Origin of the sequence: Pontibacter pamirensis (assembly GCF_010015475.1) — a bacterium.
GTDB lineage: Bacteria > Bacteroidota > Bacteroidia > Cytophagales > Hymenobacteraceae > Pontibacter > Pontibacter pamirensis.
This window is the reverse complement of record NZ_SSNI01000002.1, coordinates 293,333-308,947: the sequence shown is the minus strand read 5'-3', so window position 1 is coordinate 308,947 and position 15,615 is coordinate 293,333. Positions and strand designations below refer to the sequence as shown.

At 46.4% G+C, this 15,615-nt stretch carries 20 protein-coding genes; 6 read left to right on the top strand and 14 right to left on the bottom strand.

Annotated elements, in window-relative coordinates:
• Positions 1–53: 53 nt before the first annotated feature.
• Positions 54–311, top strand: coding sequence for an acyl-CoA-binding protein (locus tag E1919_RS04220; RefSeq protein ID WP_162052079.1), 258 nt, complete (start codon positions 54–56; stop codon positions 309–311).
• Between the two features lie 49 nt (positions 312–360).
• Here the strand turns inward: E1919_RS04220 and E1919_RS04215 are convergent, their stop codons facing one another.
• The 4 genes from E1919_RS04215 to E1919_RS04200 all read right to left on the bottom strand — a co-directional run bounded on the left by E1919_RS04215 (position 361) and on the right by E1919_RS04200 (position 4,806).
• Positions 361–804 (bottom strand): putative signal transducing protein, encoded by a 444-nt coding sequence (locus E1919_RS04215; RefSeq protein WP_162052078.1) that lies wholly within the window; start codon positions 802–804, stop codon positions 361–363.
• Between the two features lie 19 nt (positions 805–823).
• A complete protein-coding gene (locus tag E1919_RS04210; protein WP_115567266.1) occupies positions 824–1,048 on the bottom strand; it encodes a CDGSH iron-sulfur domain-containing protein in 225 nt (74 codons plus the stop codon).
• A 251-nt stretch (positions 1,049–1,299) separates the two neighbouring features.
• Positions 1,300–2,106 carry a hypothetical protein gene (locus tag E1919_RS04205; RefSeq protein ID WP_162052077.1) on the bottom strand — a complete coding sequence of 269 codons (807 nt, stop codon included), beginning with the start codon at positions 2,104–2,106 and terminating at the stop codon, positions 1,300–1,302.
• A 252-nt stretch (positions 2,107–2,358) separates the two neighbouring features.
• Positions 2,359–4,806: a GAF domain-containing protein gene (locus E1919_RS04200; protein WP_162052076.1), complete on the bottom strand. Its 2,448-nt coding sequence runs from the start codon at positions 4,804–4,806 to the stop codon at positions 2,359–2,361.
• Between the two features lie 237 nt (positions 4,807–5,043).
• Between E1919_RS04200 and E1919_RS04195 the strand changes: the two genes are divergently transcribed.
• Entirely contained in the window at positions 5,044–5,673 is a 630-nt protein-coding gene (locus E1919_RS04195) for a hypothetical protein (RefSeq protein ID WP_162052075.1), read from the top strand.
• 81 nt (positions 5,674–5,754) lie between these two features.
• Here the strand turns inward: E1919_RS04195 and E1919_RS27270 are convergent, their stop codons facing one another.
• On the bottom strand, positions 5,755–5,931 hold the full coding sequence (locus tag E1919_RS27270) for a hypothetical protein (protein ID WP_202915834.1): 177 nt from the start codon (positions 5,929–5,931) through the stop codon (positions 5,755–5,757).
• Between the two features lie 184 nt (positions 5,932–6,115).
• On the opposite strand from E1919_RS27270, the gene E1919_RS04190 reads away from it, so the two are divergent.
• The gene (locus tag E1919_RS04190; RefSeq protein WP_162052074.1) at positions 6,116–6,730 is read left to right on the top strand and encodes a deoxynucleoside kinase; all 615 of its coding nucleotides are present in this window, start codon (positions 6,116–6,118) and stop codon (positions 6,728–6,730) included.
• Positions 6,731–6,734: 4 nt separating this feature from the next.
• Here the strand turns inward: E1919_RS04190 and E1919_RS04185 are convergent, their stop codons facing one another.
• The gene (locus tag E1919_RS04185) at positions 6,735–6,887 is read right to left on the bottom strand and encodes a hypothetical protein (protein WP_162052073.1); all 153 of its coding nucleotides are present in this window, start codon (positions 6,885–6,887) and stop codon (positions 6,735–6,737) included.
• Positions 6,888–6,913: 26 nt separating this feature from the next.
• On the opposite strand from E1919_RS04185, the gene E1919_RS04180 reads away from it, so the two are divergent.
• Both E1919_RS04180 and E1919_RS04175 read left to right on the top strand, forming a co-directional pair.
• Positions 6,914–8,572 (top strand): dipeptidyl-peptidase 3 family protein, encoded by a 1,659-nt coding sequence (locus E1919_RS04180; RefSeq protein WP_162052072.1) that lies wholly within the window; start codon positions 6,914–6,916, stop codon positions 8,570–8,572.
• 266 nt (positions 8,573–8,838) lie between these two features.
• Positions 8,839–9,048: a hypothetical protein gene (locus tag E1919_RS04175; protein WP_162052071.1), complete on the top strand. Its 210-nt coding sequence runs from the start codon at positions 8,839–8,841 to the stop codon at positions 9,046–9,048.
• Positions 9,049–9,120: 72 nt separating this feature from the next.
• On the opposite strand, the gene E1919_RS04170 is transcribed toward E1919_RS04175, so the two are convergent.
• The 4 genes from E1919_RS04170 to E1919_RS04155 all read right to left on the bottom strand — a co-directional run bounded on the left by E1919_RS04170 (position 9,121) and on the right by E1919_RS04155 (position 11,892).
• A complete protein-coding gene (locus E1919_RS04170; RefSeq protein WP_162052070.1) occupies positions 9,121–9,762 on the bottom strand; it encodes a hypothetical protein in 642 nt (213 codons plus the stop codon).
• An 85-nt stretch (positions 9,763–9,847) separates the two neighbouring features.
• On the bottom strand, positions 9,848–10,987 hold the full coding sequence (locus E1919_RS04165) for an NAD(P)/FAD-dependent oxidoreductase (protein ID WP_162052069.1): 1,140 nt from the start codon (positions 10,985–10,987) through the stop codon (positions 9,848–9,850).
• 3 nt (positions 10,988–10,990) lie between these two features.
• On the bottom strand, positions 10,991–11,242 hold the full coding sequence (locus tag E1919_RS04160) for a hypothetical protein (RefSeq protein ID WP_162052068.1): 252 nt from the start codon (positions 11,240–11,242) through the stop codon (positions 10,991–10,993).
• Positions 11,239–11,892 carry an alpha/beta hydrolase gene (locus tag E1919_RS04155; RefSeq protein ID WP_162052067.1) on the bottom strand — a complete coding sequence of 218 codons (654 nt, stop codon included), beginning with the start codon at positions 11,890–11,892 and terminating at the stop codon, positions 11,239–11,241. The genes E1919_RS04160 and E1919_RS04155 overlap by 4 nt, the downstream gene beginning before the upstream one ends.
• A gap of 390 nt (positions 11,893–12,282) precedes the next feature.
• On the opposite strand from E1919_RS04155, the gene E1919_RS04150 reads away from it, so the two are divergent.
• Positions 12,283–12,489, top strand: coding sequence for a hypothetical protein (locus tag E1919_RS04150; protein WP_162052066.1), 207 nt, complete (start codon positions 12,283–12,285; stop codon positions 12,487–12,489).
• Positions 12,490–12,617: 128 nt separating this feature from the next.
• Here E1919_RS04150 and E1919_RS04145 read toward each other — a convergent pair whose 3' ends face one another.
• From E1919_RS04145 to E1919_RS04130, 4 genes are all read right to left on the bottom strand, one after another.
• Positions 12,618–13,091, bottom strand: coding sequence for a hypothetical protein (locus E1919_RS04145; RefSeq protein WP_237143987.1), 474 nt, complete (start codon positions 13,089–13,091; stop codon positions 12,618–12,620).
• A gap of 136 nt (positions 13,092–13,227) precedes the next feature.
• Positions 13,228–13,608 carry a DUF3221 domain-containing protein gene (locus tag E1919_RS04140; protein WP_162052065.1) on the bottom strand — a complete coding sequence of 127 codons (381 nt, stop codon included), beginning with the start codon at positions 13,606–13,608 and terminating at the stop codon, positions 13,228–13,230.
• The gene (locus E1919_RS04135; protein WP_262888688.1) at positions 13,605–14,273 is read right to left on the bottom strand and encodes a DUF2461 domain-containing protein; all 669 of its coding nucleotides are present in this window, start codon (positions 14,271–14,273) and stop codon (positions 13,605–13,607) included. The genes E1919_RS04140 and E1919_RS04135 overlap by 4 nt, the downstream gene beginning before the upstream one ends.
• 226 nt (positions 14,274–14,499) lie before the next feature.
• On the bottom strand, positions 14,500–15,195 hold the full coding sequence (locus E1919_RS04130) for a hypothetical protein (RefSeq protein WP_162052063.1): 696 nt from the start codon (positions 15,193–15,195) through the stop codon (positions 14,500–14,502).
• Positions 15,196–15,615: the final 420 nt, after the last annotated feature.

Here is a 15,615-nt window from a genome sequence, read left to right as displayed (position 1 = left end):
GTTAATTTAACGCAGCACCAGTAAATTGTTAAGGTTAAAAAAAAATCAATGACATGGCTACACAAGCAGAATTTGAAAGCGCAGTAGAAAAATCAAAGACATTAACAGAGCGCCCGAGCAACAACGTGCTGCTGCAACTGTACGGCCTCTACAAGCAGGCAACAGACGGAGACGTAAACACCGAGCGGCCCGGCGGCTTCGACTTTAAGAACATTGCCAAGTGGGATGCATGGAAACAGCAGGAAGGAAAAAGCCAGGAGTCCGCGCGCGAGGAGTATGTGCAGCTGGTAAATAACTTGGCTGGCGAGTAAACACTGATTAGTAGGCCATAAAAAAGGAAGCCTCAAGAGGCTTCCTTTTTTATTTGGCTTTCCAGCGGTGGCCGCAGTTGTAGCATACAAATTTGCGGCTCATGAAAGGCAAGGGAAACCCCAGCAGCAGATAACTGATGGAGAAAACTGTCTTGTTGTACTTCTCCTCATTTACGTTGTCGGAACCGCAGTTGGGGCAGGTTCTGGCAGACACATGCTCCTGCATGGGAGGTGCCATTTCCAGATCATCGTTGTACAGGTACTCAGAAGTACCTCCATGTATTTTGGCCATGATAGCCTGTGCCTCTTCTGCGTCCTGGGCCGTTACCTTCAGTTTTACGCCTCCCACCGCCACAGAGTAAAACGGCTGTGCACCCACGATGTGCTCGTCGCCTAAAAAACAGAGAATACCCTCTGCCTCCAGGCGGCCTTTCACGATATGGGCCTCCGTTACATCATTAAAAGTGGCAATGGTTACGAAGCGATCTGCCATCAAAGGGTTTGTTTAGAGATTATTGCTTCTTTGGGGGCAGGTCAAAAGCCTCGGCTTCGTGCTCGAAATGGCCTTTGTGCGAGGCATCGCAGAAAGGCTTGTTTTTAGAAAGGCCACAGCGGCAGATGGATACCAGCTCGCGACCACCCAAACCATAGGTGTTACCGTTCTTGTCCACAATTTCAAAGTCGCCCTCTACACGTAGCGAGCCATTGTTGTTTACGGTTATTTTTGTTTTTGCCATTCTAATTAAATTTTTCAGTAGTAGAACAATGTCTGTAACAGCATAATAATCACAAGACCGTAAGCTACAGCTTGTGTATTTAGCATGTTACGGGAGTGTCATTAAGACTGCCCGCAATCCGGGTACCTATGAGCAAATATAATTAATTAGGCGGATAACTCTCAAGATGAGCGGCTGTTAAGTCTAATTAAAGCAAAATCGGCCCTGAGTAACAGACCCAGAGCCGATTTAAACCTAATGTAGTAGTTTGATTATTGGTTGCTGTATAAATAGTTATACGTTTCGCTTTTACCAGTGGGTGTCACTACTGTTTGTGTGAGCGGATACCCCTGCTCAGTATAAGTATAAGCGTAGGCGTATTTAAATGTCTTATTGCCGTCCTGTACCAGAGCCGACGATGCAATAAGATTATTCGGACTGCTGGCACTGCCGGGTTCTGCAAACTCATGAAGTGGGTTCTGGTTTGTGTCGTAAGAGTAAGTAGTGGTGGAGAATAGGCTGGCTTTTCCTTTTCCGTCAATCACATACTGCTTCTCTTCAGCATAGTTGCCATTCGGTAGTACCTCATAGGTAGTGTATGACTTTTGAATAGCTTCAGTTTCATCCTTTTCCCCCTTGTCGTCGTTACTTACCTCAAAAAGAGATTTTTTCTGAAGGTTATTCTTTTCATCGTAGTCAAAGGTAGCATAAGCGGTATACTCTATTTTACCTTCTTTGTGGTAGGCCATATCTATCTTAGCAAGAAGGCCCTTAGAGTTATAAGTGTATTTCTGCTCTGTTAGCAGCGCGTTGTCTGAAGTTGCATGCATGGAGGCTTTTGTAAGCTTTCCCGTACCATCGTACTCATACTTCTCAAAGGTTTCCGCTTCTCCGCTTTCTTTGTGGTAGTGATTTACCTGGCTAAGTTGTTTACCAGCAAAGCTGAACGAAGTTACTTTTGAAGAGTCTGCCAGAATTTGCGAAAGCATTCCCTGTGTGAACTCTGGATTAACAGATTCCTGCTCATTTTTGTCGCAAGAACTTAGTGCTACCACACCACAGAAAAGTAGGGCTGGCATCAATCTGTTTTTCAATTTCATTTGGCTAAAAGTTAATTGATAAAATATGTCCTGCCTGTGCAGGTTTAGGTCAAAACGGGTGGATTGAAGTGAAAATTGCACCAGAATACAAAGAAAATAAAAAGCAGCCTGACTTGAAGGCTGCTTTTTGCTGATTAACTACCTATAAATAAGTTTCTTATAATGAGTTAGAATAAGTTAAAAAAAATATTAAATATAATAATACCTATATTCAATTATAAAGACTTTTTGCTAGTTTAAGCTGGCGCTCTGGGCTATGTTCAGCAACTCATCCCCAGCATCAATATTATGCCGCAGCTCTTCTTTAAAGTTGATGGAAAGGCGCATTGCCTTCAGCCCTGGCACGCCTGGAAGCTCCTCTACATCCAGATACTCTATTTCTTCGCATATATAATTCTCTGATTGCAGAAACTCAATATAACGTTGGTATTCCTGCACCTCTCTCTGCTGTGTATACACAATGGCAATCTTACCTGGTTGCGTCAGGCGCTCTTCGGTGTCACGTACTGTTGCCTTGTCAATACGCTTTTTGATAATCTCATAGCGTATGTTATTGGCGCCATCTACATCAAACTTTTTCTCATCCATTCTGAATCGTATCGAGAGAGGGTCGCTGTGCACGAGTATGAGCTGCGTAATTTCTAACGGAAGCTTTAAGTTTGCCCGCAGCTTATAGATGCGCCGGGCAATCTCGCAGGTTAGCATCAGTTGCCACAGGCGCATGTTCTTCAGGTAGATGGATTGGTAATCGCCGTTGTTCAGCAGTGAGGAACCAATGTAAATGTTGTACTCCAGGCCATCCGTTTTGTATCGCTCGAAATAATGCGGAAAGATTTGCTGGGCTTTTTCCTCCTCCCGATCCAGAAAAGTAGAGATTGTTTCATTTATCATAAAAAGGCTTTCCTCATACGCCCGGCGCTTGTTATATACTGCCTTATAGGGGTTGCTGATAGCAAATTGGTACGCCTCTATTGCAGGGCGTGCTGTAGGTCGCTTCTTCAGGAAGTGGTCAAAGAGCGGCTCGATTTCGGAGCGCAGGAAGTCCAGTACCAGCACCTCATCCCCCGAACCAAGCTCACTCAGGATATCCTGAGAGTACTTGTCCATCTTATACACCAACTCATCCAGAATGGAAAGCGGCAGGCTGTCCTTCACGGCGAGCACCACCTCTTTTGCCAGCACCAGCTGTTCGATCAGGTCACCTTGTATGGCCTTGTTGCGCTCAGTGGCAGATCCGCGGATATCGGAAGAGCCATAGAGCGGGTATATATCCCGAAATACGATGGGTTCGATTTCAGAACTCGCGTTACGTTCCCTTTTATCCAGAAGGTTAACCGCTGCCTTGGTGAAGCGCCACTCCACAACGGGGTGAATGGCAGTATACTTTTCCTTGATAATGCTCTGAATATTGCTGCGTAATTCTTCCAGGCTGCGGTTCATGGCCAGTGCAAACAGGGGCAGTATCTCTTTCAGCTTGATAGTAGAGAGGGCATTCAGTTCTCCCGGTATAGGCGAGGCCAGCTCCATCAGGCCAATGGTTTTGCCATCATACTCAAGTGGTGCTATAATCAGGTTCCGGATTCCGGACTCAATTAGTTTCTGTTCTACCTTAGTCGGGTTCGGGAACACGCTCAAGTCTTCTACTACAATGGTATTCCCTCTTTTAAGCACAGGCTCGTAAATAGAGTTTTGCAGGTCCGGAAGTACAATATCACAGTCCTGTGTCAGGACCAGCCCATTCCAGATCTTGCGGGCATAGGTAGTGTCGAACTCCTGTAGTGCTGGGCAGGAGGCAAAGCCAAGCTTAATGCCGGGCAGGCCGAAAAGGATGCGCATCTTCTGCTGCAGGTTCAGAAAGCCCTCTGTTGTGCTCACAGCGCCTCTGTCTAGCAGGTCGAAACGCAGCGCGGAAATAGTTTCCTCGTTAGTGACCTCCGTAAAGTCATACACGGCAAAGCCCGAAAACTCAAAGTTATCCGGCGGTAATTTCATCATCCAGAGGTCAAGGTCGTTGTAGCGGTTAATGAGGAAGTTGATCTCCTGTGTCGTCAGCTCTTTTATTTCACCTCTTGCCTTCACCTCCATAAACTTCAAGTCGATGATGAGCTTATAGTGGCGCGGCAGGCCCGTGAATTTATCCTTCACAATAAAAATAAAGGGAACATCAATGTTGAAATTGGCATTGTAAAACTTTTCCAGTATCAGGGTATACGCTGACAGCGTGAGCCGGAAAAGCAGCGTTTTCAGGTCCAGGTTTAGCTTTTCAATGTAGTTGTCTCCTTCCAGCAGCTTTAGCTCCTCCAGCTTTGGCGTGGCGTAAAAACTCTCAAAACGGAAGGGTACAACCGCTGCCATCAACTCTTTTTCCCAGAGTGCACTCGGAAAAACATCCTCCATCAGTATATCAACGGTATCCACATACTGCTCTATAATGGTTGGGTTGTCGATGGGCCCTGCTAACTCGGGGGTGTTGCGCAGCAGGTCTGCCAGCTCACGCACCCGGGCAGCGTTGCAGCTGGGGTCGTTTTGCTCCTTGTTCTCCCAATACGTAATCAGAGGCGCCAGGCTAAGCGTCGTTTTAAACGGGAATTCATCCACACTCAGGAAAATATCATCCTGGTTTGATATGGAAACTACCGTCTCATGAAAGCTGGCTTTATGATGTTTTGTTTTACTCATGGTTCATATGATCTGTCGTAGCGGCGAGCTAAGGGTGTATACTATTCACCGCTTGTGGATAATAAACGAAGTTTACTTCCAAAAGATAGTACAATAACCGTTCTGTCTGTTTTAAGTTTGAGTAAAGTTTTGTCTGATGCCGCAAGATTTGTGTGTAGGGGATATATGCTTTGTATATTTGTGGCATAATTTTTACGGTGATAAGCTGTTATAGTTTAAGTTAAATAAGAACTACCTATGAAAAATGTCATGAAGTGGATGCTGACGCTTTTATTCGCAACTGCAACACTGGGAGCTGCGCAGGCACAGTCGGAGGTGGAGCAGGACCTAACTGAGCTGCGCGCCTGGATGCAACGCAGATCAAGCCAGGCGGACAGCACAATCAGGAAAGAGTGGCCAAGTGTGAAGGAGGAGTTTAAGAGCCTGACCTCAAGCCTCAACCGAAACACTCAAAGCCTGTCTGAGGAATCCAGAGAAGAGTATAACGACATAAAGCAACGCTACAAAAGCTGGGAGGAACGCAACGAAAGCACTGCTGTGGACCTTGAAGGAAAGGAGTTGGAGCGATGGGAACGGGAACTAACCGGTACTACTAATATTGACAGGATTAAACCCGCTAAAATGCGCGATGTCTATGCCAGGCTGTTGGAAAGAACGCGTGAGCAGCGCCGCAACTGGAGCCTTCGCGACTGGGAGTATGCTGAGTTTGTGCTTGGGGAGCTAAACAGCCGAAAGGCAGAAGTGCTGAATCAACTCAGCAGCGGTGATAAAATCAAGATTGCCGCTTTGCAGGTAGAATTTGCCTCCCTCAAAAGAAGCCGTGAAGCCAAAGACGCTTACGAACACATGATCGAAAGTAACCGCTAAGCTTAACTTTAGTCCAAACAAAGGGAACGCCTGGCAGCATGTATAGCTGCCAGGCGTTCCCTTTGTTTTAGTGGTCTGTAATTAAATAGCATTCTGGCCTTTGGTGCCGCCAGACTGATCTTCACCGGAGTTGCGCCCCTGGTCCGGGTCCTTATTTTGTTTCTTGTCCGTCAGGTGGCGGTTTTCTTTTATGTTGTCCGGATTCTTTGGTTTTGGATCGGTCTGCTTGTTTGCGTCCTGGTTATGTCCTTTTGTCATAGCTTTCAGATTTAGGTTATTACCTTTAGATGTACGGCCCTTGGACCATGGGGTTAAGAAGCAGGAGCTGCTCAGGGCGGGAATGTTGATAACCTCGTGGGGAACTTGTCTGAAGCGGGCCGGCTTCGTCTGTCAAAAAAGCCGTACTTTTGCTTCCCGATTTTTACTATAACCACAGATTACCATGCATATTGCAATCGTCGGCAACATTGGCGCTGGCAAAACCACCCTGGCAACGAAACTATCCCAGCACTTTAAATGGGATCTATACCTCGAGGCTGTGGAAAACAACCCCTACCTGAAGGACTTTTATGAAGACATGGAGCGCTGGGCTTTTCACCTGCAGGTGTACTTCCTGAACAGCCGCTTCAACCAGGTGCAGCAGATACAGGCAAAGACCAACGATGTGATTCAGGATCGTACAATCTATGAGGATGCCTTTATCTTTGCCAAAAACCTGCACCAGTCGGGCCTGATGAGCACCCGCGACTATGAGAACTACTTTTCGCTGTTCCAGTCCATGATCAGCATGGTGAAAGCCCCGGATCTGATGATTTACCTGAAAGCCGATCTGCCCAAACTAATCGGACAGATAGAGAAGCGGAACCGCGAATACGAGAGCAGCATCAGCATTAACTACCTCCGCAACCTGAACGAACATTATAATAACTGGATGAGCAGTTACGACCAGGGGAAGCAGTTGGTAATTGATGTGAATAACATGGACTTTGTGGCTAATCCTGAAGATCTAGGCTCTATTATTGAGAAGATACAGCGCGAACTTTTTGGTTTGTTTTAAGCCGTTATAGCGCTAAGGCTGATATTAGCATTGAGGAAAGGGAAAGGCTACGGTTTTTCCCTTTCCTCGTTTTGAGCAGGTTTGATGTCTCTTTTTTTTGCCCCTGCCTCAGTGCCACCCGCAGGTTTGCCACCACCTCAATTTTTACTATCTTCATCGCTGAAACAACCCTAAAAATATTACATGAAACCACAGCATATACTTTTTGCTTCGGCTATGGCGGCAGCCACCTTTGGTTGCACCAGCACAACCACCGAATCAGAAGAAACCACAGAAGCAGTGCAGACCGACGATAACCTGCAGCAGAAATTGGACATGTATACGAGCGTGCGCCTGACCGCTGACCTTGGCCACCTGAGTGCGCAGGAAAAGCAGATGATTCCGTTGCTGATACAAGCATCTGATATCATGAACAAGCTGTTCTGGTACGAAGCCTACGGGAAGCAGGACTCTCTTCTTGCTGCCCTGGACAATGAAAACGCGAAGCAGTTTGTAAGAATAAACTATGGCCCCTGGGACCGCCTGAACAATAATGAGCCCTTTATAGCTGGAGTAGGGCCAAAGCCCGAGGGAGCCAACTTTTACCCTCAGGACATGACGAAGGAGGAGTTTGAGCAGGCAAACCTGCCGGATAAAGATAGCCAGTATACGCTCCTGCGCCGCGATGCGAATGGGAACCTGATGACGGTGCCTTACCATGTGCAGTTTAAGGAAGAGGTGGAGCGCGCATCGGACCTGTTAAAGCAGGCTGCTGCTCTGGCAGAGGAACCTGGGCTAAAGAAGTATCTGAACCTGCGCGCTGAGGCACTCCTGACGGATAACTATCAGCCAAGCGACCTAGCCTGGATGGACATGAAAAACAACCGGATTGATGTGGTGATTGGACCAATCGAGACGTACGAAGACAAGCTTTTCGGCTACAAAGCCGCACACGAGGCTTATGTGCTGGTGAAGGACATGGAGTGGAGTGAGCGCCTTGAAAAATATGCCGCTTTCCTGCCTGAACTACAGCGCGGCCTACCGGTAGAGCCCAGGTTTAAGCAGGAAACACCCGGCACCGACTCTGACCTGAATGCCTACGATGTAGTGTACTATGCCGGCGACAGCAATGCGGGCAGTAAGACCATCGCCATCAACCTGCCGAACGATGAGGAGGTGCAACTCCAGAAGGGTACCCGCCGCCTGCAACTGAAAAACGCCATGCGCGCAAAGTTCGATAAGATCATGGAGCCTATTACGGACGAGCTGATTGTGGAAGACCAGCAGCAGCACGTTACTTTTGATGCGTTCTTTGCCAATACTATGTTCCACGAGGTGGCGCACGGACTGGGTATCAAGAACACTATAAATAACAAGGGAACTGTGCGTGAGGCGCTGAAAGAACATGCCTCCGCACTGGAAGAAGGCAAAGCTGATATACTTGGCCTGTACATGATAACGCAGCTACACGAGAAAGGCGAAGTAGAAGGCAGCCTGGAAGATTACTATACCACCTTTCTGGCTGGAATTTTCCGTTCTGTTCGTTTTGGCGCGGCCAGTGCTCATGGTAAGGCGAATATGGTGCGCTTCAACTTTTTTCAGGAGAATGGCGCTTTTGAGCGTGACGAGCAAACAGGCAAGTACCGGGTAAATTATGTAAAAATGCGGGAGGCTATGAACAAGCTGTCTGAAAAAATTCTGATACTGCAGGGCACTGGAGATTACGCAGGCGTAGGTGAGCTTCTGGATAAACAAGGTCAGGTAAGTTCTAAATTACAAGCTGATTTAGACCGTTTGGCTAAAGCGAACATACCAGTGGATATTGTCTTTGAGCAGGGTGCAAAAGTATTGAGTCTTAATTAGTTATAAATTATCTCTTAATATTAAAATAACTGTTTTAGTAGCTCAATAAGGTTGCCGTAAATACAAAAGAAAAATATATAATTGCTGAATATTAGCTAACCAGCTATACCAATTTGGTGTAGCTGGTTTATTTTTTAGTGAAGTTGCTGCTGATACTTAACTGATGGTGTTGAATGCCAAGTTGTTAACAACTTAATAATTCTTTAAGAGTATGTTAATCTGGCAATAATATGTAAATCAAATTTTTAAAAAAATTAAGTGCAACCATGAAAAGCTTTTATGACTTTAACAGAAACAACCCCGAAGAGCGGATGGAACAGTATCAGTTATTTCCTGAAATGGCTCTTTTTCATATAGCTCTCCGGGAAGAAATGGAAGAGGAAGAGTATCTGGAATTTTATCAGGCAGAGAAAGAGGCAGTCAAACGTATGGCACCAATGTTTTACCAACCCAAACGTGAATGGGCAACCGCATAAGCAAAAAGACCGAAACAAAGTAAGAGGCAAGCTGATTTATCCGGCTTGCCTCTTATCTTTAACGCACTTTTGTTAAGCAGTTATAGTGGCTGCTACTTTTGTCTTCAGCTTCTTTATAGCTCCCGCACCCTTCACAAAGGCATAGATAAAGACCGAGTTCAGCAGCAGACCGGATGCAGGGTAGCTGCCGGTGCCATTTTCAAGAACTGTTAAGATGCACAGGAACACAATGTCGAAAGCGAGAAGCGCAATCATGGCGTAGACAGCGAAAAGCGATAGGTGTTTAATTCCCCACGAAAGCGACAAATATGCCATACCCACAATAGCCGTTTCGAAACCAAAGCCCAGGTGCAGCAATAACTCTGACTGGACGGACTCAGCAAGCAGCCCTCCAATTATGTTCAGGATGCCTAAGAAGAAGGCCAGTTGATAATTGTTTTTTACCTGCCTGCGCAGGTCCGTATCACAGCCATGCATGGGCATCCCATCAAGAGACAGAACCAGGTCCGGCTCTTTCCGGCGGTTCAAGCGCACAGACAACAAACGACCATCCGGCATTACATATACCTGCCCTTCTGCCAGCTCTTCCTTCATAGTGAAAGAGCTAATTTCCTGATTCTGAAGGCGGAGCGTAAAATGCTGCCAGTTGTGCTTCCAACTGGCTGTCAGGCACTGCTGCTTTTCATCGTCAAGGTAAAAATAGCGCTGTGGCATATTATGGTAATTTTGGCTGGCCAACGCTACAATATAATATTTCTACACAGTTTTCATAAACATGTGAGGGAAAAAATGCTAAAATTTATACTTTCTCCAGTACGAGTGCTGCGCCCTCTTCTCCAACCAGGGAACCTATGGCAATGCCCATGCCACTGAGGCGGATGGCGCAGCTCACCCGTTCCGATACCTGCTGTACGAGAGTTGTCTTTTCGGCACCCATGCCCATAATGCCGCTCCAGCGATGTTCTACTTCAAACGGTGTATCCGGTAGAATGACCTTACGCAGCAAATCTTCTAATTTGTGCTGTACCAGCCCTGTTAAACCGAACTCCATTGTTTCTTCCGCCCTGAAGTCCAAGTTTCGGCCCCCGCCAAACAACACGCGGTTGCCGATGTTGCGGAAATAGTAATAGCCTTTGTCGTAGTGGAAAGTACCTTTAATTCTGAGGTGGGGTATAGGCTTCGTAATCAGGACCTGCGCCCGGGCCGGAACGATAGAAAGCTGTGGCAGCAGCTTTTGGGCAAAGCCGTTGGTGGCAACGAGAGCTGCACGCGCTTTTATCGTGATATCCTGTGTTGTGGTGGCCGTTACGTGCGTGCCGTCGTCCTGCAGTTCCTGCACCTCCAGGCCATTCAGCACTAGTACGCCCAGCGCTTGTACCTTTTGCGTCAGGGCCAGAATCATTTTGCCTGTATCTATCTGGCCTTCGGCAGTGCTCTCTATCAGGTGGCTTACCTGCTTAAAGCCGAAGGTGCTGATTTTGCTATCGGCTGAGCGGTAAATATCTGGTTCGCCAATTAGGGGCAGCAGCTGTTTGTTTAGGTAAGGGAGGCGTTCCATACATGCTTCATATAGGTCTGCCTGATGTGGCTCGAACAGCTCATAGCCGCCCCAACGGTGATAATCAATGGCAGTGTCGCCCAGGTTCTGGCGCAGGCGCTGTAGTCCTTTCCAGCGGCGTTCCACCAGGTTGAACACCGTCTCCTCCGGGTGATGCGCAAGGTCATCTAAAAGCTCTGAGGGGCTGCCGAAGCAGGCAAATCCAGCATTTTTGGAACTGGCACCCGTCGGCAAAAGGCCCCGTTCCACCACCATCACTTTTAACTTTGGCTGAGCGTTTTTCAGGTGCAGGGCCGCGTTAAGGCCAACAATGCCGCTGCCCACGATTAACACATCAATGTTACTGAAGTAGGTGTCTTTCTCCCAGAAGCTTAGTTGCATGGGCTATTCGTCTTCGCGGAAGTAAGGGTGGTTATAGTTGCGGGCGGATGCTTCGTCCATTCGCTCGAAATGCGTCAGCATAATTTCACGCTCGCCTCTGTTCAGGCCTTTTACAAAGTTACCTTCCGGCGTTTCGTAGATGGCGTAGTTATGTTCTCCGAAAGGGTAGAGGTTATTGCTTTTCAGGATGACGGCTTGCGTAAGGTCCACCTGCTGCTCGTCAGGGGTTGTCACGATGTATTTGCTCTTGCTCATTCGTTCTCTAAAATTTTTTTCAAGATAGCACTAATTTCGCCGGGCTGTTGCAGCACCATCAAATGTTCGCCTCCAGGCACCTTAATAAGACCTGGACGATCGTAGAGCGGCAGCACCCGGTCAGCAGTGCCATGGATGTGCACCAGCCCCGGCAGCACTTCCTCCTGTTGCCAGTCCAGCAACTGCCCTAGCGACCAGCGCAGAAATAATTCATCAATGTCCAGAATAACTTCTTTCAAAAGCTTCTTATTATAGCGGCTGTGAGCTCCGAAGAACCAGGGCGCAAAAGGCAAAGCACTTTGCAGTACTTTCAGCGGCACCCAATGGTGCAGCTTCATCTTACCCAATGCTCGGTAATACCAAGGCAAGCCGTGGCGGGTATCCAGGCTGGAGATGATGATTGTTTTACGTGGCTGCAGGACTTTAGCCAACTCTATGGCTATTACACCGCCATACGATAGCCCGATGAGTATAGGATCAGGGTCTGTTATTTCCTGTTTCAGGCGCCTTACATAATCAGGCAGGGCCTCATCTACATGTTCGGGCGCTATCCAATCCACATAGTGCTTCTCCAGGTGGTCCGGGAGTTTCAGGAACTGGAGCATGCGCCAATCGGCACCTAAGCCGCTTATAAGGTATACAGTGCTCATTTGTGGCTATACTGGGAACAGGAAACTAGAAGCATTTTCAGTATTATAATTCAAAGTAAGCGATTTTTGCTTTTCTATGCTTGGCTACCAGGCCTCCAGTAGGTGAAGGATACAGATTTAAAAAAGCCTGGCAGCTACTGCTGTAACCTTCTTTCTTCTCTCTGATGCCGCTTTATTCCTTCTTTACTCTCGTCACGAAATAACTGGTTTCGAAGATAAATCAGGAAAAAATAAAGGTACCATTCGTCTTGTTTAAAGCTTGGTTCGCGGATACAATTCGGTAGTTTGTATAGTACAGTAGTAATGTATGTAACAGTACTATGCATAACAAAGTACCTTATACTATATTTGCAATAACAAAATGATTTTAAACTTATAAAATTTACAACTATGAAAATCCTAATTCTTCTTTTCGCCTCATTTTTTGGTTTTGGTCTTGCTGTTCAGGACACAGTGCAAGTAGACGAGTCAGCCAAAGTAGTGCTGAATCACACAGAAGCCACCACCACTCCTGAGTTGGAGCAGCCTGTTATGGATGTTTTGCTGGATACAGTGGAAATTACAGTGGCAGCACCTGCCGCTGTGGCTCTAAACTAAGTAATCAGGGATAGGTGCAGGGCAACAGACGCAAGACCGACTGGACTTGTTAAGCCTTGTGTGTGTCTGTTAATGGCAGTAGCCTTGTCAGAAAAGTTTTTCGGGCACATGCAAAGTACCTGGTCAGTTTATGGCTCAATGGCTTCATCAGGAACGTAGTGCGAAAGTAGCCATGTTTCGGCGAGTGCCCGGTCGTTGAAGTCTTTTATCCAGATAATAGGTGTCATGCGCTGTATCAGGTCTCGGGAGGATAGTCTGCTGAACATGTTGGTAGAGTAGACATAAGCAATAGCATGCAACCCGGCCTGAATGGCTTTAGGCAGCCATTCGAACTCGAGCCAGTCGTTTGCCTCTGTCCAGTCGCCTGTGGCATCTGTTTTATCATTCAATAACCTTGCTCTAGGCGTTTTGTGCAACAGGGAGAGGTAAACTTTAGCGGCTGTTACTACATTGTCTGCCGTAACATGACCACTCCATCGGGCTTCTATATGGTTTTGATAAATAGAGATCGTTACAAATACCTCTCCCCCGGGATGTGTAAGCTGCACTGGCGCTGGCCATGTTGCCAACAAATCTGCATATTCCGTTTTATCTGGTGCCATAGGTGCTTGCTAATGTCAGGTGCAGAGCGTTTTATATCATTAAGCCTGTAAAGGTGCCATCATAGTGTACAAATAAAAGGATACGGTTTTCAGGTGCAGTTGACTAGCAGAAAGGGGGAATTTATGCTAATGGACATTAATAGTCCACGCGCATGGCTTTGGCATAACCCTGCACCGGCTTTGTTTTCGTGATGCCATCCTCAAGCCAGGCCTGCACCTCGTGCCCTTCACGCAGTTGCTCTAGCTTCAGCTCTTCACCTGTTGTGTCCTCAATCAATGTGTTTTCGTCTATTCTTAAGCTGGCTAGAGGATGGTTGGCCTCTAAACCCTCGATCGACTTCACCATGATAACTGCTTTGGCCGCACTTCCATTGTTGGCAGTGCGCTTTATATCGCCGATGTAGCCGTGCACATCGGGCAAGGTGTCGGGTATGCGCTTGGGCTCATTCCCGCAACTGCTGGAGAGGCATAGCAGCAGGGCGATGTAGATAAAGTGTAGCGTGTTATTTCTTTTCACTTATTTTCAGTTATAGATCTGTTCAGAAATTGGTGTAATGGTAGAACCTGCCTGTACAGGGGCAGTAAACGTGCTATGAAATCAGGGGCACACACTTCCTCATCTGTGAAATAATGCAACACCTGAAAACTGTTATGCTTCAGTAAAGCTATCTCCTGGTGCGCTTTATCGTAGCCTTTCGGGGGGAGTTTTCGCTTTTCTCCCTGCAGTCCTCCAAAAGCAGCTTTAAACCCTGGTTCCTGCAGTATACCCTGCAGTTCTCCGGGGCTGTAGTCAATCTCCTCCCGTATCAGCTCCAGTTGCTTAGAAGTAGGTTTTCGTATTCCACCTCCGGCTCTGGACTTTCCGTTCGGCTCCAGCACCAGCACATAATTGGCAGAAGGCGAATGACGCCCTCCCGGCGACATGCCTGCACCAAAATGCCCTTTATACGGAGATTCTCCCTTTTTGGAGAAATCATTCTTGTTTATTCTGAAGATGCACTCTTTTGCTGTTACTCCATGTAAGTCATTGTCAAACTGTTGCAGTGCCTCCAGTAGGTGGTTTACAAGTGCAGTAAAAAGAGATTTTGCCTGTTGATACTCATCCCTGTGGCTGTCCATCCACAGCTTGCTGTTGTTCTGCTGAAGTTTCTGCAAAAATTTAAGCACCGTGCATGTGTCCATTTGAGAGGGGCTGCCTTTAATGTTTCGGTGTTTTTGACTTAAACCAAATGACACCAATTATGATTGCTATTGCCAGTATTATCAATAAAATCAAAGTCATAATTTTTTTATATTAAGTTTGTTGAGGTCTGGGATGCTACCCTATAGTACTAAAGACAAAGCCCTCTTGTTGCAAATAATTGTGCAACAAGAGGGCGAATGCAATTAAACTGGTATAACGGGTAAGCTAAGCCACGCGAAGAAAAGAGTCTCCCAGTAAGGCTTTCCGGATGCGCGCCTCAGATTCATAATGCGATAGGAAATCTCCCCGGCGGCAGGTTTGTGTTTGGGGCTCCTGCATCAGCACTACTTTTGCCCGCTTACCCACTGTTATAACACCGACTCCGTGGCGCTGGCAGACAGACAGCAAGTGCTTTGCCATGTCGTTGTTTCGAAAAACTAGGCTGCTGATAGAAATACCTAACCACCGCTCATCAGCGTGAAGGTGCAAAATATCATCGAGCAGATGCTCTACTTTAGTCTTCAGGCGCTTCTTCTCCAGCATGGTCGAAAGAACAAAGCCTGCAAAGGCTGCTACAATGGGCACTACATATAGAATGGCCCAATGCGATGCTTTTAAGCCAATGTATAAAGTGGCTGCAAATAACAAAAGCGCTACTACATAGCGTCTTATACTTAGCCCTTTCTTTTTATAACCTGTTAATAATGAGCTTATTTTTGAAGAGTTCCTGGTGCTTAGAGAAGCAATAAAAAGTCTTTTATCCGAGTTCTTATAAGAGAAGAACCCATCAGCCACATAACCTTGCCTGGTGCGCTCAGCTTTGTCTACAAATATTGTTTTTGCACCTGTACGTGTTGTGTAGTAAGACTGAATATAGTCGAATGCGAAATCCTCTATATTGCTTTCTCTCTGGTTTGGCATATTTTACGCGTTGTATATTTTAAGTATGGGGTGAATTCGCATAAGCCTTTCATTTACAGAACAAAGGCTGCTTACGAGGTATCAAGCTAAATCATTCAAAACAAAGTATAAACACTGAAAAGAGAATGCCTGCACAGACTACTGGTGCTGAACAAACATAGATTAAATCTAATATATATGCAATAAATATATGCTTTTTTAATAAGAATATATTTAGGCTTGCATACATTTTTAAGCTGTTATAAGTTTTAAGCCTTAATCTGGCACTAACACGTTTGTAGATTTCTTTCTGTTGTTTATAGGAGCTTTCTATCTTTCTATCACAAACGGAAATGGCAGCTGTATTTTAGCTCAACTTAATTTTATAGCTTTACAGAACGGGCTAATCTGGAGCGATTGCTCACATCAGCTTGTTGAACA